Origin of the sequence: Vibrio sp. Isolate32 (assembly GCF_022397955.1) — a bacterium.
Lineage (GTDB): Bacteria > Pseudomonadota > Gammaproteobacteria > Enterobacterales > Vibrionaceae > Vibrio.
The window spans coordinates 127,646-151,569 of sequence record NZ_JAKEUQ010000004.1 but is presented as its reverse complement, the minus strand read 5'-3'; the positions used below and the strand labels follow the sequence as shown (position 1 = coordinate 151,569).

General features: G+C 44.8%; 17 protein-coding genes and 1 pseudogene. 14 read left to right on the top strand and 4 right to left on the bottom strand.

Going from position 1 to position 23,924, the window contains the following annotated elements; translation table 11 throughout:
• Positions 1–348: 348 nt before the first annotated feature.
• From L1D11_RS05010 to L1D11_RS05000, 3 genes are all read left to right on the top strand, one after another.
• Positions 349–2,412 carry a protein-disulfide reductase DsbD domain-containing protein gene (locus L1D11_RS05010; RefSeq protein WP_239833601.1) on the top strand — a complete coding sequence of 688 codons (2,064 nt, stop codon included), beginning with the start codon at positions 349–351 and terminating at the stop codon, positions 2,410–2,412.
• Positions 2,413–2,415: 3 nt separating this feature from the next.
• Positions 2,416–2,985, top strand: a complete 570-nt coding sequence (locus L1D11_RS05005) for a protein disulfide oxidoreductase (RefSeq protein WP_239833596.1) — start codon at positions 2,416–2,418, stop codon at positions 2,983–2,985.
• A gap of 106 nt (positions 2,986–3,091) precedes the next feature.
• The gene (locus tag L1D11_RS05000; RefSeq protein ID WP_239833595.1) at positions 3,092–3,811 is read left to right on the top strand and encodes a DsbA family protein; all 720 of its coding nucleotides are present in this window, start codon (positions 3,092–3,094) and stop codon (positions 3,809–3,811) included.
• 329 nt (positions 3,812–4,140) lie between these two features.
• Here L1D11_RS05000 and L1D11_RS04995 read toward each other — a convergent pair whose 3' ends face one another.
• Entirely contained in the window at positions 4,141–5,154 is a 1,014-nt protein-coding gene (locus L1D11_RS04995) for a succinylglutamate desuccinylase/aspartoacylase family protein (RefSeq protein ID WP_239833594.1), read from the bottom strand.
• 376 nt (positions 5,155–5,530) lie between these two features.
• Between L1D11_RS04995 and L1D11_RS04990 the strand changes: the two genes are divergently transcribed.
• From L1D11_RS04990 to L1D11_RS04980, 3 genes are all read left to right on the top strand, one after another.
• Entirely contained in the window at positions 5,531–6,505 is a 975-nt protein-coding gene (locus L1D11_RS04990) for a porin (RefSeq protein ID WP_239833593.1), read from the top strand.
• A 155-nt stretch (positions 6,506–6,660) separates the two neighbouring features.
• On the top strand, positions 6,661–7,551 hold the full coding sequence (locus L1D11_RS04985) for a DMT family transporter (protein ID WP_239833592.1): 891 nt from the start codon (positions 6,661–6,663) through the stop codon (positions 7,549–7,551).
• Between the two features lie 68 nt (positions 7,552–7,619).
• On the top strand, positions 7,620–8,237 hold the full coding sequence (locus L1D11_RS04980; protein ID WP_239833591.1) for a glutaredoxin: 618 nt from the start codon (positions 7,620–7,622) through the stop codon (positions 8,235–8,237).
• A 579-nt stretch (positions 8,238–8,816) separates the two neighbouring features.
• Here L1D11_RS04980 and L1D11_RS04975 read toward each other — a convergent pair.
• Positions 8,817–9,167, bottom strand: coding sequence for a hypothetical protein (locus tag L1D11_RS04975; protein ID WP_136978590.1), 351 nt, complete (start codon positions 9,165–9,167; stop codon positions 8,817–8,819).
• A gap of 99 nt (positions 9,168–9,266) precedes the next feature.
• The gene (locus L1D11_RS04970) at positions 9,267–10,472 is read right to left on the bottom strand and encodes a multidrug effflux MFS transporter (protein ID WP_239833590.1); all 1,206 of its coding nucleotides are present in this window, start codon (positions 10,470–10,472) and stop codon (positions 9,267–9,269) included.
• 108 nt (positions 10,473–10,580) lie between these two features.
• On the opposite strand from L1D11_RS04970, the gene L1D11_RS04965 reads away from it, so the two are divergent.
• On the top strand, positions 10,581–11,477 hold the full coding sequence (locus L1D11_RS04965) for a LysR family transcriptional regulator (protein WP_239833589.1): 897 nt from the start codon (positions 10,581–10,583) through the stop codon (positions 11,475–11,477).
• A 161-nt stretch (positions 11,478–11,638) separates the two neighbouring features.
• Positions 11,639–13,483 (top strand): GGDEF domain-containing phosphodiesterase, encoded by a 1,845-nt coding sequence (locus L1D11_RS04960; protein ID WP_239833588.1) that lies wholly within the window; start codon positions 11,639–11,641, stop codon positions 13,481–13,483.
• 132 nt (positions 13,484–13,615) lie between these two features.
• On the opposite strand, the gene L1D11_RS04955 is transcribed toward L1D11_RS04960, so the two are convergent.
• Positions 13,616–14,908, bottom strand: coding sequence for a peptidoglycan DD-metalloendopeptidase family protein (locus L1D11_RS04955; RefSeq protein WP_239833587.1), 1,293 nt, complete (start codon positions 14,906–14,908; stop codon positions 13,616–13,618).
• Positions 14,909–15,154: 246 nt separating this feature from the next.
• On the opposite strand from L1D11_RS04955, the pseudogene L1D11_RS04950 reads away from it, so the two are divergent.
• From L1D11_RS04950 to L1D11_RS04925, 6 genes and pseudogenes are all read left to right on the top strand, one after another.
• Positions 15,155–15,688: pseudogene (locus L1D11_RS04950) on the top strand (phytanoyl-CoA dioxygenase family protein); the annotation flags it as partial.
• Between the two features lie 19 nt (positions 15,689–15,707).
• Positions 15,708–16,697: a zinc-dependent alcohol dehydrogenase family protein gene (locus L1D11_RS04945; protein WP_239833586.1), complete on the top strand. Its 990-nt coding sequence runs from the start codon at positions 15,708–15,710 to the stop codon at positions 16,695–16,697.
• A 304-nt stretch (positions 16,698–17,001) separates the two neighbouring features.
• Positions 17,002–18,906: a bifunctional UDP-sugar hydrolase/5'-nucleotidase gene (locus tag L1D11_RS04940; protein ID WP_239832387.1), complete on the top strand. Its 1,905-nt coding sequence runs from the start codon at positions 17,002–17,004 to the stop codon at positions 18,904–18,906.
• A gap of 505 nt (positions 18,907–19,411) precedes the next feature.
• Complete coding sequence (locus tag L1D11_RS04935; protein WP_239832386.1) at positions 19,412–20,110, top strand: ABC transporter ATP-binding protein; 699 nt, start codon at positions 19,412–19,414, stop codon at positions 20,108–20,110.
• Between the two features lie 8 nt (positions 20,111–20,118).
• Complete coding sequence (locus L1D11_RS04930) at positions 20,119–22,641, top strand: ABC transporter permease (protein ID WP_239832389.1); 2,523 nt, start codon at positions 20,119–20,121, stop codon at positions 22,639–22,641.
• Positions 22,641–23,771: a lipocalin-like domain-containing protein gene (locus L1D11_RS04925; RefSeq protein ID WP_239832385.1), complete on the top strand. Its 1,131-nt coding sequence runs from the start codon at positions 22,641–22,643 to the stop codon at positions 23,769–23,771. The genes L1D11_RS04930 and L1D11_RS04925 overlap by 1 nt, the downstream gene beginning before the upstream one ends.
• Positions 23,772–23,924 lie beyond the last annotated feature (153 nt).

The following is a 23,924-nucleotide window of genomic DNA, read 5'->3' as shown; positions in this document are numbered from 1 at the left end:
GCTTTACTCCAGTGTATTCGGATCAAAAGCATCTAAATCGCTGTCTGCGCCAACTTCAAGTGCCTGTGACCTGAGCTCTAAAATGCTCACCTTCGCGACACCTAAAACTGGCTGGCTAGTCCCTTTTATTCTTCTGATCGCTGTAGCATTCAGCCTTCCACCTCACATATCGAGATTATCTAGAGACAATCATCGCTCTGCTCGACCAACAAAGCACCGCTTACACTTAAAGCACTGTATATTTAGAGAATAAATAACCGGGCCGTTACACCCTTTTATTTATTTTTTGGAGATACATTTGTGTACAACACACTTCTAACTAAGTTTGCCGATTGTTTGGCATTCTGCATGCGTACATGCGCGAAAACTATTATCACAGCCCTACTGGTAATGACGTCATTCACAGCTCTGGCACAAACGACCGGATGGCTGAGTATGCCTGAGCACCCGCCTGTAAAAATGCGAATGATGTCGACAGGGGAACAATCCGATGACGGTTCTCAAATTCAGACCGTACTCGATATCGTGCTCGATGGAGACTGGAAAACCTATTGGCGTAGCCCTGGTGAAGGGGGTATCCCGCCAAGCTGGGACTGGTCTGGTTCTACCAACATCAAGTCGGTTGAGTGGCATTGGCCTATCCCTAAATATTACGAGCAGCTAGATGTAATGACATTGGGCTATAAAAAGCATGTCAGTTTCCCGGTCACGCTCACATTGAAAGACAACACCAAGCCTGCAATATTCAAGGCGTCTTTGACCTTTCCGTCGTGTACCAATATCTGCGTTTTAACCGATTACGACATTGAATTGCCGATTGACCCACAAACATTAGAGCTTGATGAAGAAGCCATGCTTTTGTTCAATCAGGGTATGAGTCAGTCTCCACGCGAAGCTAATCGAACTTCTGTGAATGGCCTATTTTGGGACAAAAGCAAGCAACAACTGGTCACTCAGCTGACAAGCAAAGATGGCTGGGATAAGCCAATGGTCTTGATTGACGGACAAGAAGTAATTGATGATTTCTTCTCTCAACCAAGTGTCCACATCACAGACAATACAATGACTGCTGTATTTGATGTGAGCAACTGGATTGGTGAAGTCGACCTTACCGATCGCACAGTGAGTGTCACTGTCTCAGACACGAATTTTGCCGAAGAGATGACCGCTCAAGTGGGCTCAGAGCCAATCACTTATCAAGAGAGCAACAACGGCTTTATTGCGATGATCGGTTTTGCCTTAATTGGTGGTTTGTTCCTCAACATCATGCCGTGCGTGTTACCCGTATTAGGAATGAAGCTAAACAGCATCATTCAGAATAAGGGGGCCTCTCATCGTCATATCCGACTTTCGTTCCTGGCTTCTGCTGCTGGTGTGATTACTTCATTCGCACTGCTAGCGCTTGGCATGACACTCCTAAAAATGGGTGGAAACGCGATTGGCTGGGGAATCCAATTCCAGAACGTTTGGTTTATCGGTTTCATGCTGATCATCACCTTGCTGTTCTCAATTAACCTATTGGGTTTATTTGAGTTCCGACTGCCTTCAGGTTTAAACACCTGGATGGCGACCAAAGGCGACGATTCACATTCGGGTCACTTCGTTCAAGGCATGTTTGCCACACTCTTAGCAACACCGTGTAGCGCGCCATTCCTTGGTACCGCCGTAGCTTATGCACTTGGGGCAAGCTACCAAGAACTGTGGGCTATCTTCATTGCACTTGGCATTGGTATGAGTGCACCTTGGCTAATCTTCGCTCTATTCCCAAGCCTAACCAAATTGCTGCCGAAACCGGGCGCGTGGATGTTCAAAGTTAAGTTGTTGTTTGGCTTAATGATGTTCATCACCAGCTTATGGTTAACAAGCTTACTGACCCCATTCATCGGTAAGTTACCGACCATCTTGCTGTCTCTGTTTATTGTTGTTTCGGTATTGATTTGGATTGGCATGAAACTAGGCAGAAAGGTACTGATTCCTATCATGGCGACCACTACTCTAACGTTTGGTGCTGCCCTTATCATCGGTAGCGTGACAGCTAATAACTGGGCGACCCCGATCGTCGATGACCTACCTTGGCAGAAGTTAGATGCTAAACAAATTCCTCAGTTAGTTGAGGAAGGTAAAACGGTCTTTGTCGATGTAACGGCACAGTGGTGTATCACCTGTAAAGCGAACAAAATCGGTGTAATTCTCCAAGATCCGGTTTACAGCCACCTACAACAAGAAGACATTGTTTTAATGAAGGGCGATTGGACAACACCAAGCGAAAGCGTCACCCAATACCTGCAAAGCAATGGGCGATTCGGTGTTCCATTTAACATCGTTTATGGCCCAAGCTACAAAAAAGGCATCCCTCTCCCCGTGATTCTAGACAGCGACACGGTTGTTCAAGCTATCGATGCAGCGAGGTAATCAATGAACACTCCCAACGCTAAAGATACAGCTGGCACAACGGAAAGTGGCGATGCAAGTCACCAAGTGAAAAAGCAAAGCCGCCTTAAGAAGTGGGGAAAAGAATTCGTCTCAATGTTATTGATTGTCGGCGTTGTCTCTTTTGCCATGGATTTTTATCACAGCAGAAACATGCCTCAAGGAGATGCAATTCCAATCATGGGTCAATCGATCCAAGGTGAGGATATTGACGTCATTGAGCTCAGTAAAAATGGCAAACCAGTGATTGTCTACTTTTGGGCAACTTGGTGTGGTGCCTGCAAACTGGTGAGCCCTACAGTGAATAGCTTCAGCGATTCACATCAAGTCGTCTCTGTCGCTTTGTCCTCCGGGCCAGATGAACGAGTACAACGTTTCATGGATGCCAAAGAGTATGATTTCCCTGTGATCAATGATCTTTCTGGTTCAATCAGCAGAAGTTGGGGCATTAATGTCACACCAAGTATTGTCATCATCAAAGATGGAAAGATAAGCAGTATCGCAACGGGCGTGACTTCTCCAATCGGACTTTGGCTAAGAACTTACTTTGCATAAAGTATCGGCAAAATAGATCGTTAGGCCAATTTAAACCAACTAAAGAACATTAGCGCGAACGCCCCCCAACAGGCGCTCGCCATTATAAGAATTTGAGATTAATAACATGAAAAAACTTCTGATTAGCACACTGATTTTAGGCTCGATGATGAGCGCAAGCGCTTTCGCAGAGCTGAGCAAAGAACAAACGCAGCAACTTGAGGAGATTAACCAATTCCTCAAAGAGAACCCTTCTACAATTTTGGGCCTACACACTAGCTTAGAGCAGTACGTAGCAGGTCAAGAGCAAGCGAAGAAAGCCCAAGCGGAAAGCCATGATTGGTTATACAACAATGACGCTCACCCAATCACGGGCAATCCGGATGGCAAATCGGTCATTATTAATTTTACCGACTATAACTGCCCTTACTGTAAGCGCTTGGAAAAAGGCTTGGTTCAATTAACTTCTGAAAACAGCGATATTAAAGTGATCAACGTGTACTTATCGTTTAAGCAACAACAAGTTGCAGGGCTAGACACCAACGCTGCGCTATACGCAATGAAAGTATGGAAAGATAACCCAGAAGCATTCCCTGAAGTTGATAGATTGCTGATGGCGAAAAGCGGCATTCACTCAAAAAACTCACTAGAAGCCGTTGCCAAGAAAACGGGAACAGAGGCGGAGCTAAAAACAACTCAAGAACAAAACCAGGCTCTAACCACTAACCATCAAACATTCAGTGCACTCGGCTTAACAGGCACTCCAACCATGATGATGAATGGGAAAATATTACCAGGGTATGTTCCTTACGATCGCTTGAAAGAGATCGTGGATGAAGCGTTTTAATCTCGCTAATAAGTAAAGGCAAAGCCACCCAATAAAAACCAAAAGCCTACTTGTCTAATTCACAGTAGGCTTTTTTGTTTGCCAGTATTTTTCGCTGCGGTTTGAAGTCATGACTGTAAGGTCATCATTTTGCAATAGAAAAACACTCTAAGTGTCACCACTACGCAATGGGTTCTTAATCTAATCTAGGTAGCTTAAAAACAGTTCTGTCGAGAGTGCGAAGACGTGTTAATTCTAGACAACTGTCCTTTGACCGAGCTTAGCTCGGTCTTTTTTTAGGTGTTTCAAAGGTGATAAAGCAAGTGCCTAAAGGTGAAACTCGATAGAACTTAACTCAATAAACGACAGACAAGCGCACCAGGCTCTCTCAACGCATCCACATTGTAACTGAGAACGCGCCCCGCCGATGGCGCATGATAGCGGCGGCACTCATTACCAAAAGCGTCATATTGAATGGCCAATAAATCATCTTGTTCTACACTTTGCAAAAGCTCCACCTGAGGCAACACAAAGCCGCCTATGTCGGCGCGGATAGACACGACGTTGTTGCCTTCTATCCAATCCATACTTGGCAGCTGCTTTGCCTCTAATGGATCTTCACCGTCAAGCATCTCATAATAAGATAGTATATTAAAAACACCGTCTACCGCTCGTTGAATCATCTCAGGCTGAGTGAATTTCCCCATCCCCACTTCCACCGTGACACTCGGAATTCCACTTCGATTCCAAACCGTTTCAAGAATACCAGGATCGCCGGGATCATTGAGCACGCAGTCTGGCTGCATCAGTCTTGCCATCTCTAAACATTGATCAATTCTGTAATCCGCAAATACATACAGCGGGTATACCGCACCACGAGTTTGGGTATGTAAGTCGACGGCAAAAGTAGCATTGCGCTTGAGTAAGCGTTCCCATAAAGAAGCAACAAAGCGCTCGGCTGCTAAGCCATGTGGGTCTCCGGGGAAAAGTCGATTAAGGTTCGCAGGGCAAGAACCCGGATCCGAAGAGATGAAGTCTCGACTATGGTTTAGTATACCTGACAAATTCACCGTTGGTACAACGGTCACGGTCCCTTTTAGCTCTTTCCCCACTAAGTCTCGGATAATTTGCTGTGCAGCTAGCACACCATTGAGCTCATCACCATGGATACCAGCGGTGATCATCAACTTAGGGCCATCTTGGCTGCCTTTGAAAACAGAAACTGGCATGTTTTTAGGTTGCCCGAGTCCATCACTGGTCACTTGAAACCAAAACTGATGTTCTCCGACCTGTAAGTCTTCAACATTCAAGGAGCCAATAACCTGTCTGCCTTGTAAAACATCGCCTAAGTACTCTGTTTTCATCCAACCACTCCATCTTGTTGAGCAAAATCTATTCTCTTCTAAGTTTTTGCATCATAGAGGATATCTTAACCAGTACAAGCAGTTAATCAGATTAAAAAACCCTTAAGCGCTCCAAAAATCCACCCCGATCGACATACGTGATTCCGAGGTAAAACTTGTCAATGTGACCTTTGAAATACACACAACTTCTATAACCATTCACAGAACACTCAGCCTAACTAAATAAAAGTGCAATAAAATCAACATTTAAAAAGTTCTCTATTCACTGAAATGTAATTTTATAGAAATGAAAGCTTAATTTAGCTTCTCTAGATTAGTTTCATATCGAAACGGAGAGCACTTCGCTCTCGGATTTTAAAATACAAGGTAATTGATTATGAAAAAGGCAGTTCTAGCTTCTGCAGTGGTAGCAGCACTAGTTTCAGGTTCATCTATAGCTGCAACAGTGTACAGCTCTGACGGTACTGAGCTTAAGATTGGTGGTCGTGCAGAAGCTCGTTTCAATGTCTCTGACAACAATGAAAGCGCGTCTGACAGTTCTTTCAAAGACAAGTCACGTGCACGTGTAAATATTTCAGGCAAATCAGAACTTTCAGACGGTTTATATGGGTTCGGTAAGTATGAAGCTGAATTTACTAGCTCATCAACGACAGAGTTCGAAGATGGAAATGGCGACACTGTAAAAATCAAAAATGAATCACTTACCAATCGTTATTACTACGCTGGTTTAGGTACCAAATTTGGCGAGTTTTCTTACGGTAAACAAGATTCAGCACAAGTAATGTTAACCAATATTACGGATACGATGGCTACATTTGGTGCGGATGCCGCTGATGCTGTTGCTGGTAACAAAGACAAACGTGAAAACAACTTCCTTTACTCTGGCGAGTTTGATGCACTGACAGTTCAAGCAAACTACATAGCTGCGGATGAAAAAGATGCTGACAGCTTTGGTCTTGCTGCTATGTACAACTTAGGAGCTTTTGACCTTGGTGCTGGTTACGTCGCTCAAAAGAATGGCAACTTCGATGATGACCAAATTAACCTTGTAGCTCAATTCTCAATGGATGCATTTACTGTTGGTGGTCTATACACAATGGCTTCAGTAGCAGATGAAGATTACACTGGCTACGAGCTATCAGCTATTTTCAAAGCAACTAAACAACTATCGTTGATTGGCGTATATAACTACGGTGAGTTCGATAAAGCGGCTGACGAAGAGGCAAACAACTTTGCTATTGAAGCAGTATATAAGTTTAACAGCCACATCCGTACCTATGCTGGTTACAAATTTGAACAGCTAGATAATAAAGACGATCAACTGCAAGCTGGCATTCGCTACGACTTCTAATCTAAATTTACTTTAGGTAGACACTAAAAAGGTTGGGCAATTGCTCAGCCTTTTTTCATATTCGAATATTCTGACCAACTTCATCGATGCTTTTTCTGGTTAAGTGGTGCTAAATCCGTATCATAGGCAAACCACATCAAATAATTAGAAACATCATGTCACAACACCATCCGATCCAAGGCGCTAGCTGGATGCTTACCGCAGGCTTAGCCTTTGCTGTAATTAACAGCTTGACTCAAATTGCTAGCATTCATTTCGGACTGACTTCTACTACCGTTGCCGTCATTCAATACGCCATCGCTTTATTAGCCATTCTTCCTTATCTGAAAACGCTGGGCATTCGCCGTGCACTCCAGACCGACAACCTCAAACTGCACGTGTTCCGTGTCTTTTTATCGGTCATTGGTATCCAGCTTTGGATATGGGCGCTCGCTTACCCTGTGCCAATTTGGCAAGGTATCGCACTGCTGATGACCTCTCCGTTGTTTGCGACGATAGGATCGGGACTGTTCTTAAAAGAAAAAGTTGGTGCTGCACGCTGGGGAGCAACATTAGCGGGCTTCATTGGTGCAATGATCATTCTAGAGCCATGGGCCGAAGACTTTAGCTGGGCAACCTTATTACCTGTTGGCGCTGCATTCTTTTGGGCGTGCTACTCGCTGATGGTGAAGAAACTGTCATCACAAGATAGCCCATCAACCATGGTGGTTTATCTACTGCTGTTGATTACACCGTTCAACATCATGTTAGCCGTGCCTGACTGGCAAACACCAAGTGGCAGTACCATTTGGGGTATTCTGGCCGTCATTGGTGTTTTAACCGCCCTCGCACAATGGGCCATTGTAAAAGCCTACTCGGTCGCCGATGCTTCGTTTGTACAGCCGTTTGACCACGCGAAATTACCGCTAAATGTTTTAGCAGGTTGGATTGTGTTTAGTTGGGTTCCACCGGGTCGTTTATGGCTAGGAGCTGCTATTATTATTGCGTCAGTTGCATTTATAACGCACTGGGAAACCAAAAAACCTTTGAAAGTGAAGAAAGTTTAAGGTTGGTGAAATAAATAGTTCGACTGTCCGTTCTATATGGATAAGAGAATTCAAACGAGGCCGTAACCATGAAGAAACCAGTCAAGATTACACTGTACCGTTGGGCAGGTAGCTGGGGTCCATTTAAAGTGAACATCCCATGTGGAGAATGTACTCTGACCAAAGATATTCTTAAAGATACTTTTGAGAATGAGCTGGCAGATGTCGATATCGAACTGGAAGTAAAAGATTGGTTATCTTACTGGTGGGAACCGTTAAAACTTGGTTCTTGGCACGCTCCGATCCTTATTGTTGAAGGCAAGGTGGTAAGCCAAGGTGAAGCGCTCAACCGTGGTGTGCTCGTCCAATCGGTAATCCAAGAATGGACAAAACGAGATAGCCTAAAAGGCAATATTGTTTACGGCAAAGCGACCTGCCCATACTGCGTAAAAGCGAAGAACATGTTGGATGAAGCAGGTGTCGAGTATACCTACCATGATGTGGTTAAAGACAGTGCAGCTCTGTATCGAATGATTCCTGAGGTGAAAGCGCACATCGGTCAAAAAACGCCAGTGACCGTGCCTCAGATCTGGCTTGATAATAAGTACATCGGCGGGGCTGATAACTTGGAAGCTTGGATGAAGGAAAATGGTCTAGATAGCACTCCAAATAACGTCGTCGATTTATCCAACCAATCAGCAGGCTAACTTCATTCGCGTCACTCTTTAATAAGCGGCAGCTATCGAATTAATATTGTTGTGTCCATCCACAACAAAATACAGCTATGAAAGTCATCAACCGCTGAAACTAAAAAGGCCTTAAACTTCAAAGAGTTTAAGGCCTTTTAAAATTCCGTTTTGGAAAATGGTTACTTAGCCATTTTCTTCATCATTCGCTTGATGAATGATGCTTTTTCGGCTTTGACTTACCGTACATTGCTTCGTGCATCATGTTTTTTGCTGCCATTTGACCAAGGTATGCGTGGCCTAGTTCATAATTCATGCTTATCTCCGCACATAATCAACTTTCTTTAGCGCGGATTTTACACTGAAAACACCCAAAAACAAGATATAAGTCACACTTTACTGCAATGCGAGCTATTAAATTGCAATAAACCTAATTTTGCCTCTGTGCTAATCAGCATTGTATATGTATATCAATGAGTTAACCTGAAGTCCGGTTTGAGCTTAATGCTCCATTCCTAATAACAATCCAAGACATTGGTTTAGCCACTTATAAAAAAGCAGCTCAAGAGAGCTGCTTTCTAAAATACTTTACTGAAAACCCTAGCTGCGCTTCGGCTGTCTGTAAGTTTTACCGGCAATTTGGTATGTGTCTTTTTGCTTCAATTCAAACATTGTTTCAAAGAACCAAGCTGCAAATTTGATTAAGTCATCGCCTTCATTCATGACATGTTCGATGTACTCTTGCTCTTCGCCTTGTTCATTTTCTTGAAGCGTCACGTGGTAAATACGCTTTTCACCTTCCACTTCAGCGAGTGAAAATTGACCAGTCAGTGATGCAGCAGCCTCAGCGACTTCTGTATCCTCATTGGATTTCAATAGCTCAAGCGCTTGAGGCAGGCCATCTAGGGCGCAGATAGCTTTTACCAGTACTTCAAATTCATTTTGCTGCATTTTGTTTTTACCTATTCAATGGACCGAAGCATTGTAGAAAACCATCAGCACAAATACAACGTATTAACGATGGTGAGTGGACGATAGTGAACTAGGCAATTAGCTATATTCCACTCCAACAGTATCGTTTTTTTTGTTCACTTTGGTTGAAGACCAAAGCACCCCGCCCATAGCAGCACCAATGATGAGGTAGAACACGCCTAGCTGTAAATGAGTCGTGACCCAACTCTCTACCAGATACCCACCCAATAAACCCGCTAAACACATCTGGATTGAACCTGACAACGCGGAAACTGCACCCGCTTGTTTCTTATGAGGCTCTAATAACATGCTGATTGATAGCGGGAACGAGATACCCTGTGCTATAGCCAACCAAGTAAACGCCCAAACTAAGTTAAAGATGGACAACTCATGAGTCAAAAGCCAAGTTCCCGATGCCAAGATAATCAAGATAGCTAGGCTCATCAGTTGGGGGGTACTAAACCTACGATTGAGCAAATTTAAAGCGACACTACCTATCAGTAAGCCTGCCGAAGGGACAATCATCAATGAGCCATATTCAGCGGCGGTCAGCCCTAATTGCTCTTGCATTAAAAAGGGAAACAACGACAACGAAACCAAACTCGCCACATAGCTCATCCAGTTGTAACTAGCACTGGTCAACACCTGGTGATTGGTCAACAAGCGCCCGTAGTTCTTCACCACCTGGCAGGCATCAAATCGGCTCTTTCCGTATGGCAAAGTTTCATGCAGAACAAAGTAACCCAGCGTAAATATCGCTAATAAGTACAATAAAACGAACAGGAATACCGCCTGCCAACCGAGGTGAAATGAAATCCAACCACCAAATACTGGCGCAATGATCGGCATGATCGAAACAGTGATCGAGATATAAGACAACGCTTTGGTAAGCTGTGAACCATCATAGCTGTCACGAAGCACGCTTCGCCCAAGAACCGAGGCACTACCGGCCCCTAAACCTTGCAACAAGCGGCCTACTTCTAGCGCCATCATGTTGTCAGAAAACACGATACAAACGACAGTACCAACCAAATAAACACCCTGACCTAACAAGAATATAGGCCTTCTTCCCACCGCATCGGACATCGGTCCGTAAAATAACTGCGATAAACCAAAACCCACAAGAAACAGCGTGACGAGCAGCTGTACATCCAATTGGGTAACACTTAAGTCAGCAGCAATGAGCGGCAATGATGGCAAGTAGATGCTCACACCCACCTGGCCCGTAGCAATGATCATCATTGCTAAGAGTAACGGCGTTTTTTTAAAGGTCGATTGGCTCAAAAAATTCCCTATTCGTTTGAAATTTGTCCGTTAGGTGAGTTTACATTCAAAACCAAAAATTGATAATTAGCTAAATTGGAATTTAATTAAGTCCCGACAGGAAATAATATGGATTGGATCCTTAACGTAAAAAGCTATGTCAGAGTAGTGGAAGAAGGTAGCTTCAATGGTGCAGCTCGAAAACTGAACACCACCAGCTCAGCGATCAGCAAAAGAGTAAGCTGGCTGGAAGAGCGCATTGGCACTCAACTTTTAAAGCGCACCACTCGCTCAATTAGCCAAACCGAAGCAGGCGCACTCTTCTATCAGAGAGCAAAAGATCAACTCGATAACTGGCAGTCAATCATTGATGAAACTCGCTCAGTTAATCAAACTCCCGCAGGCCTATTAAAAATTGGAGCCACCATCGCAGTTGGCTCTAAATTTCTCGTTCAACACATGGGCGATTTCCTAGAAAAATATCCAGATATTAAGGTGCAGCTGATCACGACCACGCCAGGGCAATTACCAGAGCTGGGATTAGATCTGGTGATCAGCCGTGAACTGGAACAGCTCAACTCGTTAAGCTTCAAGAAAACACCGCTGTTTGAGCACAAAGCCAGCTTCTATGCAGCGCCAAGCTATTTAGCTAAACATGGTTATCCCGCCAACGAGCAGGACTTAGAACAACACAACTCTTTGATTTGGGGAGAGCGCCCTACCCGAGAAGTCACACTCACTAAAGGGCAACGCATCACTCTCAATGGCAACTTTGCTACCACCAATCCAGAGGCCTTGTTTCATGCTGCGAAGCGAGGAATGGGCGTACTCTTAACCATTAAAGCAATGATCAAAGAGGATCTAAAACAAGGGACATTAGTTCCAGTATTGCCAAATATTACTGCCGACGAAGTAATGGTTTACGCGTATTACCCTAAGCTTGATTACTCACATACGCGAACCAAGTTATTTTTGGATCATTTAAAAGAGAGGTTAGACAAAGAGCGCAGCACTCAGGCTCTGTGAAATAAGTCACATTTTAATTTGAAAAGTTATACAATACGAACAATAATAAACTAGACGCATATAAGTACTAAAGCTTAAAACTGCATAGTGCCAAAATCGTATAGACAAGAGCATACACATACAGCTTACACAGTGAATCTGGTTAACTAAGGATGGTGACCATGACTCAACATACGCATAACAGCATGATAGACACAGAGCGCATTGGTCGTTTACTGAAATTGGAAGGTATCGACCTTTTAGAGTCAGCCGTACTTACTTTACATCAAACCTTTGGTACTCAGTACACCAGCATCATTGAGAAGAAGCACTTCCCAGATCAAATCGTTCCTTTGGTGATCGCCCACTCTGACCATGTAATACATGATAAAATCAATGCACGTCATGGACAGATCTACCAACAAGCAGTCAATCAAAGACACCCGGATTGCTCGTTTGCTCAGCATGTCATCCAGTCATTGCCAACATCGGCATTTAGACAGGAAATCACCTCACAAAACTCCATCGCGATCCCTACTCGTACTCAAAGTGGTGAAGTGATGGGAGTGTTGTTCTCAACGTTTGCCTCGCCTCTAAGTCCTGTTCAACAACAAGACGTGATAAAACACCACCAATTGTTCGCTGACATCATCATCCACACCTTGCGTGAAATGTGGTTCAACGACCGTTCTGAACAACTGGTTAATCAACTCCGTTACGAAGTATCACACGACAGCTTAACGGGAGTACTAAACCGAAGCTGCTTGTCTGATACCTTAGAATCGATCACTCAACAGAGCGTCACTCCATTCTCTCTCGCTCTGCTCGACATCAATAGCTTCAAAGCCATCAATGACATGCACGGCAATTATATTGGCGATAAGGTACTTCAATTTGTCGCAGAAATATTGCGTAGAACCTTACCCGAAAGCAATCTGACTTTCCGGACTGCTGGCAATGAGTTTGCTTTCATTACCTATCATTCGGACCCAATAGCAGTTTGCGAGCAAATCCTACCCAAGATAAAGCAAGGTTACAGTAATGTTGATATCAAAATCGATTTCGACGTTAGTATCGGCATTGCCCGTTCAGATGGGAATAACAAAGACATAGAACAGATCATCTTCAACACCAGTTTAGCTCTTAAAGAGTGCAAGCACAGTCAAGATAACCATATTCAATGCTATGACACCCACTTGAGATCTCGCTACCAAAGAAAAACCGAGTTAATCGCTGCGTTGCGCAATGAACTCGAAAACCCAATATCACAAAGCTATGTCCCCGACAGCAATGGAATGTATGTAGTTGTGCAACCCATTGTGGGCAAAGGTGATGCACAGTGGCAATATTTCGAGGTACTGACTCGCTGGAAAACTGCCAGACACGGTGACATCTCACCAGTAGAGTTCATTCAAGTAGCTGAAGAGTCAGGGCTAATTGTCGAGCTAGGTGAGCGTATTATTGAATTGGTATGCCGCGCCAAAACCACGTTAGAACAAGGTTTAGGTTACAAGATCAAGCTTGGGATAAACTGTTCCGCGCATGAGCTTACCGACTCTAAGCGCTATATTTCCTATCTCACTAGAACCATTGAACAGCATCACTTTAAAGCTGATGAGTTTGTTATTGAGCTAACCGAAACTGTGTTGTTGTCTCCAACTCAAGAGACCAAATCGGCACTAAACTTCCTGAGAGGACAAGGCTTTACCATTGCGCTTGATGATTTCGGTACGGGCTACTCCAGTTTGAACTACATTCACAGCTACCCTATCGATTGCATTAAAATTGATGCCACCTTTATCCGTAATTTGTTGACCAATTCAACCTCTGAGAGCGTTGTTTGGTTGATTGTTCAACTTGCCCATAGGCTAGACGTATCACTAATTGCGGAAGGCGTAGAGAAGCGTGAACAATTAGAAAAACTGCACGCTATGGGATGTGACAAGATACAAGGATACCTCTACTCACCACCGATGCGACCTGAAGCTATCGTCAGTTACGTGACTCACTCAGAACCGTTAGCTTAAATACTTGCTTTAGTTACTCCAAGATCAGAAAAGCCGCGAAAGCAGGACTCTGTTTAGAGTGATGCTCTCACGGCTTTAGTATACTACTTGATGAGTAACAGCCTCATTCAGGGTTACCTTAAAGAGGCCTAGCTAGCTGTTATTAGATTGTGCTTCTAACGCTACCTTTAGCAACTTGTCAGCTTCATCTCTTGCAGCTACAAACGTCGCTTTTTCCTTTTTCGGCACAGAATCTGCCATTGGGATGTTTGCTTTCATAGCATCAACAGGGCGACCACGTTCAATCAGTTCGTAATGCAAGTGTGGACCTGTCACTCGACCTGTTTTGCCTGATAAACCAATACGCTGACCACGAGATACCGTTTGTCCTTTACGCACGAGGATTTTACTCAAATGTAGGTAGCGTGTTTTATAAGTACTGCCGTGCTGAATAACAACGTAATTACCTGCGTATGGGTGCTTACGAGTCATAATCACTTTGCCATCACCCGTCGCTTGAACTGGGGTGCCAATCGGCGTCGCGAAATCTGTACCGTTATGCGGTGAGACTCGCCCAGTCACGGGGTGTAAGCGCTTAGGATTAAATTGAGAACTTTGGCGCCAACCACTGCTCACAGGGTAACGTTGGAAAGCACGCTGCAAGCTATCACCATTGGCATCGTAATATTGCCCATCAGTATGTAAATACGCTGACACAACGCGGTTACGATTCATGATCTTAATCGCTTCAATTTCACGTTTTCCGGTTGCAACACCATTAACAAATTGAGCCTTTTGAAGCACTTCAAACTGATCACCAGCACGCAAATCACGGCTAAAATTCAGCTTATCTTTCAATAGAGTAACAATATGATCAATCTCAAGACTATTCAGGCCAACCTTATTAGCCGACATCGAGAAACTGCCTTGAATATCACCCACTAAAGGCTTTTGCTTCCATTCACCTGGAATAGAAATATCTTTGAATTCGTAGCTACCGTCGTCAAGCAGTCGATAAACCACTTTATCTGCGACGCTAAATTGAAGTTCCATTTTGGAAAGTTCACCCGTAGCTTCATCACGCCAGAAACGTAATGTATTGCCCGGACGAAGCGTATCTAACGCAAGAAAGTTCAAATCGGTTTCCATTACGCTCATCATCGATTTATAAGAAAATCCAAGTTGAGTGAAAATGCTACTCAAGTTATCGCCCGTTTGAATTTGATACTCAAATGTCGGAGGCTCAATAACGGTAACAGAAGAAGGTGACAAAATGGACTCAATAACGTTTGAGTCTGGTAAATCAAGATCGATCGTTTTCGTCAGATCCGATTGTGAAGATTGCAGAGCAACACCAATCGCTGCAATAAGTGGCAGCCCTAAAATAGCTACTTTTTTTACAGGTGAAAGCTCAGCAAACGGAGAGGGAAATATTTTTGAATACACGGTAAACGGTCTTTCCACGACATAAAGGCACAGGATATGCTTTTCAAACGCATAAATCATCAATGCATTGTAATAATATGACGAGAATCTGCCCAATTCAGGCTAAGTCATTGAGTTGCCGTAGATGAAGTACCATGAAACGAGAAATAAAATTAACCGCTAAATTTGAAGTAGGTACTCCAGAGCATGCACGGGGTACTTACTGTTACAACTCCCTGCGGAGTTGACCAGAATCTTTTTCACCCTGATGTGGTAGGTGCGGTGATTCCGAACAAACCGGCATTCATGAATACACGGCTGTTCTTCAACCCAGTGAACCCGCAACAAAAAGACTTCTGGCATCGTGACTGTCAATACGACTACGACATTGATGACCAGATGAAAGTCATCATGAAAACTCAGGTACTGCATCTGCGTGTTCCCCTTTTTGATGAGCCCGGTATGGAGCTTATCCCTGGCACGCACAAGCGCTGGGATAACGAAGAAGAGTACAACGTTCGCCAAGAAGAAAATGGTAAAGTGAGCAGCGATGATATCTCTGGTGGCAAGCAGATACCGTCAGAAGCGGGCGACTTATTGGTGTTTTCAGCGGATATGCTCCACCGAGGCCGATATAGCTTGGATCGTTTGGCTTTGGATATTTTAATCTTCGATACGGCGGCAGACTATGTCAACCGCGTTGGTGACGACGGTTTACCAACACCAGCTATGTTGAGCAATATTAGCGACCCAAGGTTGTTTATGAACACGCTACACTTAAAATCAATGCAGTACTCATAATCCATAAGGTACCCGAACTATGACTGACACTATGCAAAATACCCGAATTAGCCAGTTCCGTTTCGGTCAGCCGAAAGAGTCTCTCAAGTTAGAACATGTCGCTTTAGGGGCACTAGACAAAGATAAAGTTCGCGTACAAATTGAAGCGACTAACATCAACCCTAGTGATCTGTTGTCGATTTATGGTGTGGGCCAATACAAACATAGCCGCCAGCCGCCGAGAGTACCGGGGTTTGAAGCAGTAGGAAGGCTTGTAGAGTCCAGCAATGCTGAGTTTGCAGTGAACCAGCGAGTGCTCGTAGCAACCAATGGAACGTGGCAGAACTATGTCGATGTATCACCAAATGACCTATTCCAAATTCCTCAGCATTTAGATAATGGCTACGCCTGTCAGCTCTACATTAATCCCCTAACCGCATGGGTCCTAACGACAGAAGTAACCAAGCTGACCCAAGAAGATGTGTTGATCATTAACGCAGGCAGCTCTGCCATCGGTAAGATCTTCTCCCAATTATCAGCATCGCTCGGCTTCAACATCATTGTTGTTACATCACAGCCGAAACGATACCCAACTGCCACAAGTTGGGTATTAGATTCAAACGATGATTTAGTTAATCAAATTAAGGCCTTAGGCTTGCCTACTCCAACCGTCGCCTTTGATGCAATTGGTGGTTCACCCGGAACCGATCTTATTCACACCCTTGGCAATAATGGGCGTTTTATCAACTATGGGACGCTGTCTCTAGATTTTTACGAGCCACGCTTCTTTGAGTACGCGAAAAGCCAACACATCGATTTCAGCACCTTCTTCTTACGTTATTGGGAAGAAGCAGCAGGTAAAGATGTTCGCCGTGATAAGTTCACAACCATGCTAGATCACTTCATCACAAACGACATTCAGCTCGACGTTGACCGCTATCTGTCATTCGATAAAGTTCAAACCGCGATTGATCTCATTGAATCGAAAACCACACGTTTAGATGGCAAGATCGTCTTACTCCCACAGTAAGTGAAGGTTGGCGATATATACCTTATTTATTTCAACAGGCAAAACGTTCAACAGCTTACAAACGTGCTGATTAATACACCAACGCTTAGTTAGAAAGTTTGATTAAAGGATTCAAGTGTTGAAAAGAGAGCGAAGAGTTGTGGCCGATTTCATCATAACTTAAGTTGTTTTGAGATGGTCATGAGTCACATTTATTTGAAACATTAATTATTTATATCATTAGAAATATGACATTAATCACTCACAAGATAACCTCAATTCTATATGGTAGCGCCATACTGAAAACCACGATGTGAACATACTTATGAAAAGACACATACTATCAAGCGCCATCCTACTATCTCTAGCCTTTCCCACCTTTGCAGCTGATGGCGACATACACGATGTCACGATACTGGGTACTTCAGATATACACGGTCATTTTATGGCGTGGGATTACGCGGCAGATAAACTCAACACTCGTGGTAGCTTGAGCCAAATCGCGACCAAGGTTGGTGAGATCCGAAAAGAGCAATCTAACATTATCCTTGTCGACGCTGGTGACACCATCCAAGGCAACTTCGTCGAAACCTTCAAAGACGAGCCCGTTGATCCAATGATGCTTGGCTTTAATCACATGAAATACGATGTGTGGGTTTTAGGTAACCACGAATTCGATTTTGGCCTCAAAACCCTCAACAGAGCCGTTACCCAATTTAAAGGGCAGTCTCTCGGTGGCAACATTAAGAACAAAAACGGAAACCCATTCTTACCGGGTTACACCATTCTAGAACGAGGTGGTATTAAGATCGGTGTGATAGGAATGGATACCCCAATGACGGAGGTCTTTGCGCAAGGTACAAACCGTTTAGAAGGCGTCACTTTCACTAATCCAACCTTGGAAGTGAAGAAAATCGTCAAAGAAATTGATGATAAAGTGGATGCCATCGTATTGGTTGCCCATATGGGGATTGAGAACGAGAATGACATTGCCGACACCGGTGTCACCGACATTGCCAATGCAAACCCAGAGCTTGATGCCATCGTCGCTGGCCACATGCACACTCGCATCGATAAGGCCGTTGTAAATGGCGTTATTATTACTGAACCCGACAAATATGGCCGCGCCCTATCTCGTATCGATCTTCAATTTGAAGAGCGCGATGGCAAATTCACTCTCGTTAACAAAGACAGCTTCACCTATAAAATTAAAGGTATCGACTCTGATGAGAATATGGACGAGTTATACCAGCCTTATCACAAACAACTCCGAGAAATGGCGAATCGACCTGTCGCTCAGCTTACCGGCGTTGATTTAGTCCCTGAAAACGAAATCCGCGGTATCCCTCAAGTCCATGTTCAAGACACTGGCATCAGTGCGCTATTCCAAGAAGCGAGCTTCTTCTATGCACCCAAAGCCAATGTCATCGCACTTCAAATAGACAACGACAATGCCGAGCTCGATGTTGGCCCAATCAAAGCCAAAGACATCGCGTACAACTACCAATACGCAGGTGGCGAAATCACTGTCTACCAGATGACAGGCAAAGAGCTGAGAACCTACATGGAATGGTCTGCGGGCTACTTCAACTCAGTACAACCTGGCGATGTAACCTACAGCTTTAACCCTGAGCGCAGAGCTTCAAAATACTCAACCAATGACTTCTTCGCGGGCGTGACTTATACCATCGACCTCACTCAACCTGCAGGTACCCGCATCACCAACCTTGTGTTTGCTGATGGCACACCGGTTACTGATCAAACAAAGATCCGTATTGGTATGAATAGCTATCGAATGGGTCATCTAACCAAGAAAGGCGGCGTGCTAGAAGGTGAATCGTTCCCTGTACTTTTTGATACGGAAGCAGAGTATGGAGAAGAAGCAGGCACGATCCGTAATATGACCATCAAGTTTCTTAAGGAAGAAAAGAACGGTCAGTATGAAGGCAAGCCTCAACAACGATGGGCACTTTCTGGTTTAGAGAGCCGTTACAATGAACAGCGTGAGATCGTAAAGTCATTGATTAACGATGAAACCATATCAATCCCGACCAGTGACGATGGCCGCTACACAAACATCGCTTCTATCAACGTGAAAGAACTGATGTTCAAATCTGACGAAGCCAAACAAGCAGCCATAACCACACGCGAAAAGAAACTGCCGCAGGCGACTGAGCAAGAGAGTAAGCAAATCAAACGCGAAATCACTCTGATTGAAGCGCTCAATTAATCCCTGACCTCAAACCAATAACGACTTAACGACGCTTAGAGCATGGCTAAGTCGTTGTCATTCCCATCTTCCAACATTACATCTGAACTGAGTAAAACTGTTGATATTGGTGAATGAGCCACAAAGGCTAACTCATAGTTGGTAAAGTGCTATGAGTTAAAAATCAACCTGTCACTGCTTTTAGAAATGTTTAATTTGAGTAACAAGATTTTACACAATGAACAGCATTAGAAAGAATGGAACAGGAACAAACTAAAGAAACAGCACGAACCATCTGACGAAAAATCTAAGAGCCTCCTAGGTGACTCTAAGCTCCCACCAAAATCTACATTCTTCCTTGCACTGATCTATTTCCCTCTTTTCAAAGTACAAGTTATTAATAATTCGATATAAATCGCTCTATTGTTTGAAATTGTTGTCTACAGTTTTATAGAGCTTGTCGATTCGGTAATTGCCACAAGTAACGACACCTTTTGATGGTAAGTTTTGGTTATAAGGAAAGGTAATGGAAAGCCCAATTGTCACACTCACACATGCCAGAAAAAGCTTTGTTGATGGTAAAGATATCCATCACGTGCTGGAAAATGTCGACTTCGCTTTGGCAACAAGGGCAAGCGTAGCTTTGACAGGGGCGAGTGGCAGCGGAAAAAGTACTTTGCTGAACATCATTGCAGGGTTTGAACCACTATCTGGTGGCGAATTGTGGCTCGATGGCGAGAACACATCAAATTGGAAAGACCCACAGTGGAGCCGACTCCGCCATCAAAAATTAGGCGTGATCTTTCAACAGTTCAACTTGCTAACGCCACTCAACGTAAAACAAAACATTGCCTTCCCTCTTCATTTAAATCAACAGAAATGGAGCGACTGGTGCGACTATTTAGTTGACGCATTGGGTATCAGCGAGCTACTCGAAAGACATGTATCCGCACTCTCTGGCGGTCAGCAACAACGAGTCGCAATAGCGCGTGCGCTAGCCCATAAACCCAAACTATTGCTTGCTGATGAACCCACAGGCAACCTCGACCACAAAGCAGGCATTGAGGTAATGAAGCTGTTGAGTGAAATCACTACACAAGGCAACACTGCGGTGCTTTTGGTTACGCACAGCCCAGAATGTGCCAGCTTTATGCAGACAAAATTGGTGTTAGATGATGGTTGTTTAAGGAACGCGGATCTAACCCCAAGAGCAGCAGCGTTGTGATTAATCCAATGAAGCAAACTGGCTTCGCTCAGAACCAGCTCACCCATACCAAACTGACTCTGAATCTATTCGCGGCGCACTATCGTCAGTCACCATTGCAAGCCGCAGCGATTCTGATCGGCATTGTGCTTGCAGTCACCTTGTTTGTCGCGGTGCAAGCCATCAACCTCAATGCCAAGCGCAGCTATGCAGAATCGACCGAGCAACTGAGCGCTCAAGCGCAGAACCTTATCATTCCACCAGCAGGGCAAAACTATTTGCCGGAATCGCTCTACTTCAGCTTAAGACAAAGTGGATTAAGCGCAGCGCTACCTGTTATAGAAGGGCGAGTAAGAGACGAACAAGGCCGACGCTGGTCAGTTCAAGGCAGTGAGCTAATCGCCGCCCTCACTTCAAGAGCTCGCCACGCTCGCATCGACGAAAAAAGCAATACTCAAGCCAAAGAGCCAAACATTTCCCTGTTCGACAATGCCTTACCTTTGCCGCAACTCTTAGCGGGTGAACCCATTGTGATGATGAGCCAATCTCAGCACCAGAGTTTGGACGAAGTGGACACGCTCACTTTGGATGAAGTGCTCACCAAAGTTGTGGTATTGCCAGATGAATGGCAACTCGGTAGCCGAATGTTGATGGACATTGGATTCGCTCAACAACTGCTTAACAAGCGAGGGCAACTGAGCTATATCGCTGTTTTTGACACGAACAGCAATACTCAGGATACGTGGCAAAGCCTAATAGGCACACAAGGGCAATGGATTTCCAACAACCAAAGTACGGATCTCGGTTCAATTACCGATAGCTTTCACCTCAATCTCACCGCCATGAGTTTGTTGGCGTTTTTGGTTGGCTTATTCATCGCTTACAACGGTGTGAAGTACAGTTTGCTGAAACGTAATCGGCTGTTGGTGCAACTTCAACAAGCAGGGATTGCGCCAAGCATCGTGTTTTCAGCTCTGTTAGTCGAGCTTACGGTTTTAATCACACTGGGCGCATCGCTTGGTTTCATACTCGGCATTCAACTCAGCCATTGGCTACATCCAACCGTCGCGATAACGCTAGAGCAACTTTATGGTGCAACACTTCTGCCCGGCACATGGCAGTGGCAATGGTTTGTGCAGGCTCTGCTACTCACGCTGGCCGCAACGCTTGTCGCATGTTGGCAGCACTTTAAACAGCGAGTGCGACAACCTCTCTCTTCCCATGGCGGTTTCTATCAAGCGCCGGAAACGTCTAACGAAAATCAGCTGTTTGTTATCGGGTCAGTGTTAACCATTCTCGCGTTAGCTGGGTTATCGTTGAGCGAGCATCACCGCTTCACCATGGCATGGCTCGGTGTGTTAATGGTGTCGATTCCCTTATATCTGCCTAAAACGCTCAGTGTGCTAGCAAACTGGAGCGAAAAACGCACCCAATCGGGATTAATACAATATCTGTTTGCTGAGCTGCGTGAACTTATCTCCCCTCTCTCCCTTGCCATGATGGCGTTGCTTCTCGCTGTCACCGCAAATGTGGGAATGAATACCTTAGTCGGCAGCTTTGAATCCACGTTAAAGCAATGGCTTGAACAGCGCTTACATGCTGATATTTACGTTAGCCCTGCCCAAGGTGAAATCGCGAATGTTGTGCGCGCGTTAGAACAGTTTGAGAACGTTGAAACCGTCTACAAACAATACTACGTCGATGATAACTTGCAGGGCTTACCGACTTTGCTCGGCACCAAAGACAGAGACACACTTGAGCAAACCATGGTGTTCCAATCCCGCGTTGATGACTTTTGGACGCGCTTTTACCAAGGTGAATTAGTGGCGATCAGCGAACCTACAGCGGTGAAACTCGACTTGTCTCTTGGAAGCCAACTCAAGCTCGACGCGATCCAAGACAAAACACTCATCGTCGGGGCGATTTTCCACGATTACGGCTCACCGAATGGTGAAGTGTTACTTGCGCCTTATTTGTGGATCGAAAGCGGATTTACACACTTACCCACCAGTTTGGGAATCAAAGTCTCTGGCGACCCACAAGTGGTTTACGAACAGCTACGCCAACAACTCAATTTGTACCCTAGCCAGCTTTACGACCAAGCACAGATCAAATCGATCGCTTTGGATATCTTCTCACAAACTTTTGCCATTACTCGGGCGCTTAATGGCGTCACTTTAATGGTGGCGGTGATAGGGTTGTTCTGCGCCTGTTTCATGTTGCTCGATGCACGCAAAGCCGCTATTGCAAGGTTGTATGCGCTCGGTGTTAGTCAGAGAAAATTGATGGCAATGGTAGTCGGGCAAATCGTTGTTCTGGTCGCCTTCACTCTGGTTATCGCGTTACCACTCGGCGCTATGGTCGGTTATGTGTTGACGGACATCGTCACCCTGCGCGCCTTTGGTTGGAGCTTAAATTACGTATGGAATTGGAGTGATGCGCTCAGTATCTCCGTAATCACAATTATTGTGGCGGTGATTGCAACACTCATCCCCCTATGGCATTTGGTCAGTAAACCTGTGGTGTCTAGCTTGCAAAGTGAGGTGTTGTGATGAGCATTGGTTTGAAGAGTAAGCTAATCCAACTGGCTGCACTCTCACTTAGCCTGCTATCTCTATGGGGGTGTGACAAGGTCGATCCAAATTCAGCTCAAAACATGGGGGCAATACTCGGCGGGAACAGTGAGCAGCAGAGTGATCAATACAGTCCCGTCATTAAAGACGTTGAACTCACCTTCCCTATGGACCACCAAGCGCACCCGAGTTTCCGTCATGAGTGGTGGTATTTAACCGCCAACCTCATCGATGAGGACGGCAACACACTAGGCGTACAATGGACACAGTTCCGCTTTGCCGCAGCTCCAGAAAACAGCGTCGAACAAAACAAGTCAACCGCATGGCAAAGCCAACAGATCTACATGGCGCACAGTGCCGTCACCACCGAAGACAAACACTACGCCGATGAAAAATGGTCACGCGATCACACAGAACTGGCAGGAGTAAACACATCACCATTTCGCGTCTATCTTGATGATTGGCAGTGGACATCTTCTACCGATGACTTGTTCCCTGCCACATTGAATGCTAACTCAGAGCAGTTTGGCTACTCGTTAACACTGACTAGCGGCGCTCCCTATCAAAAACAAGGAGAGCAAGGCTACAGCACCAAAAGCGGTGACGGAAAAGTCGCCTCCTACTACTACAGCCAACCATTCATCGATGTATCAGGCGACGTGACGATTGATGGTGTGACACATCAGGTTTCAGGCAAAGGTTGGATAGACAGAGAATGGAGTTCGCAGTTCTTACTCGACTCTCAACAAGGCTGGGATTGGTTTGCACTTAGGCTCAGTGATGAAACCAGCCTAGTCGTATTCCAACTGCGAAACTCAGCAACAGGCGAAGCCAGTTATGCTCACGCAAGGCTTATGCAGCAAAATGGTTCTGGTACTGCCATTTCGCAGCAAGACATTACTCTCACTGCAACCAAACAAACAGTAATTGATGGGCGCGATTATCCAACAGAGTGGCAAATATCAATTCCAACGAAAAGCATAGATCTGACTGTCTCGGCACTGAACCCCAAAGCAAAAATGCCACTATCGGTTCCCTATTGGGAGGGTCCAATCTCAATTAAAGGAACACACTTAGGTATAGGGTATATGGAGCTGACCGGGTATTAGGTATGTCTGAGCAATCATCAGCAATACAATAAAAAGACATGAATTAACCAGCCACCTATTCAAATAGAACGCTCTTGGTTTAGGGCAAACTCGTGTCCACTACAACATCTAAAAAATTAAGCACAACCAAGTCAATAATTTAAATTCGCATCT

Bases quoted from the DNA above. Each gene is read 5' to 3' on its own strand.
- L1D11_RS05010 (WP_239833601.1), top strand. From the start codon at position 349: ATGCGTACATGCGCGAAAACTATTATCACAGCCCTACTGGTAATGACG.
- L1D11_RS04960 (WP_239833588.1), top strand. From the start codon at position 11,639: ATGACTCAACATACGCATAACAGCATGATAGACACAGAGCGCATTGGT.
- L1D11_RS04945 (WP_239833586.1), top strand. From the start codon at position 15,708: ATGACTGACACTATGCAAAATACCCGAATTAGCCAGTTCCGTTTCGGT.
- L1D11_RS04985 (WP_239833592.1), top strand. From the start codon at position 6,661: ATGTCACAACACCATCCGATCCAAGGCGCTAGCTGGATGCTTACCGCA.
- L1D11_RS05000 (WP_239833595.1), top strand. From the start codon at position 3,092: ATGAAAAAACTTCTGATTAGCACACTGATTTTAGGCTCGATGATGAGC.
- L1D11_RS05005 (WP_239833596.1), top strand. From the start codon at position 2,416: ATGAACACTCCCAACGCTAAAGATACAGCTGGCACAACGGAAAGTGGC.
- L1D11_RS04925 (WP_239832385.1), top strand. From the start codon at position 22,641: ATGAGCATTGGTTTGAAGAGTAAGCTAATCCAACTGGCTGCACTCTCA.
- L1D11_RS04965 (WP_239833589.1), top strand. From the start codon at position 10,581: ATGGATTGGATCCTTAACGTAAAAAGCTATGTCAGAGTAGTGGAAGAA.
- L1D11_RS04975 (WP_136978590.1), bottom strand. From the start codon at position 9,167: ATGCAGCAAAATGAATTTGAAGTACTGGTAAAAGCTATCTGCGCCCTA.
- L1D11_RS04995 (WP_239833594.1), bottom strand. From the start codon at position 5,154: ATGAAAACAGAGTACTTAGGCGATGTTTTACAAGGCAGACAGGTTATT.
- L1D11_RS04930 (WP_239832389.1), top strand. From the start codon at position 20,119: ATGAAGCAAACTGGCTTCGCTCAGAACCAGCTCACCCATACCAAACTG.
- L1D11_RS04990 (WP_239833593.1), top strand. From the start codon at position 5,531: ATGAAAAAGGCAGTTCTAGCTTCTGCAGTGGTAGCAGCACTAGTTTCA.
- L1D11_RS04940 (WP_239832387.1), top strand. From the start codon at position 17,002: ATGAAAAGACACATACTATCAAGCGCCATCCTACTATCTCTAGCCTTT.
- L1D11_RS04980 (WP_239833591.1), top strand. From the start codon at position 7,620: ATGAAGAAACCAGTCAAGATTACACTGTACCGTTGGGCAGGTAGCTGG.
- L1D11_RS04935 (WP_239832386.1), top strand. From the start codon at position 19,412: ATGGAAAGCCCAATTGTCACACTCACACATGCCAGAAAAAGCTTTGTT.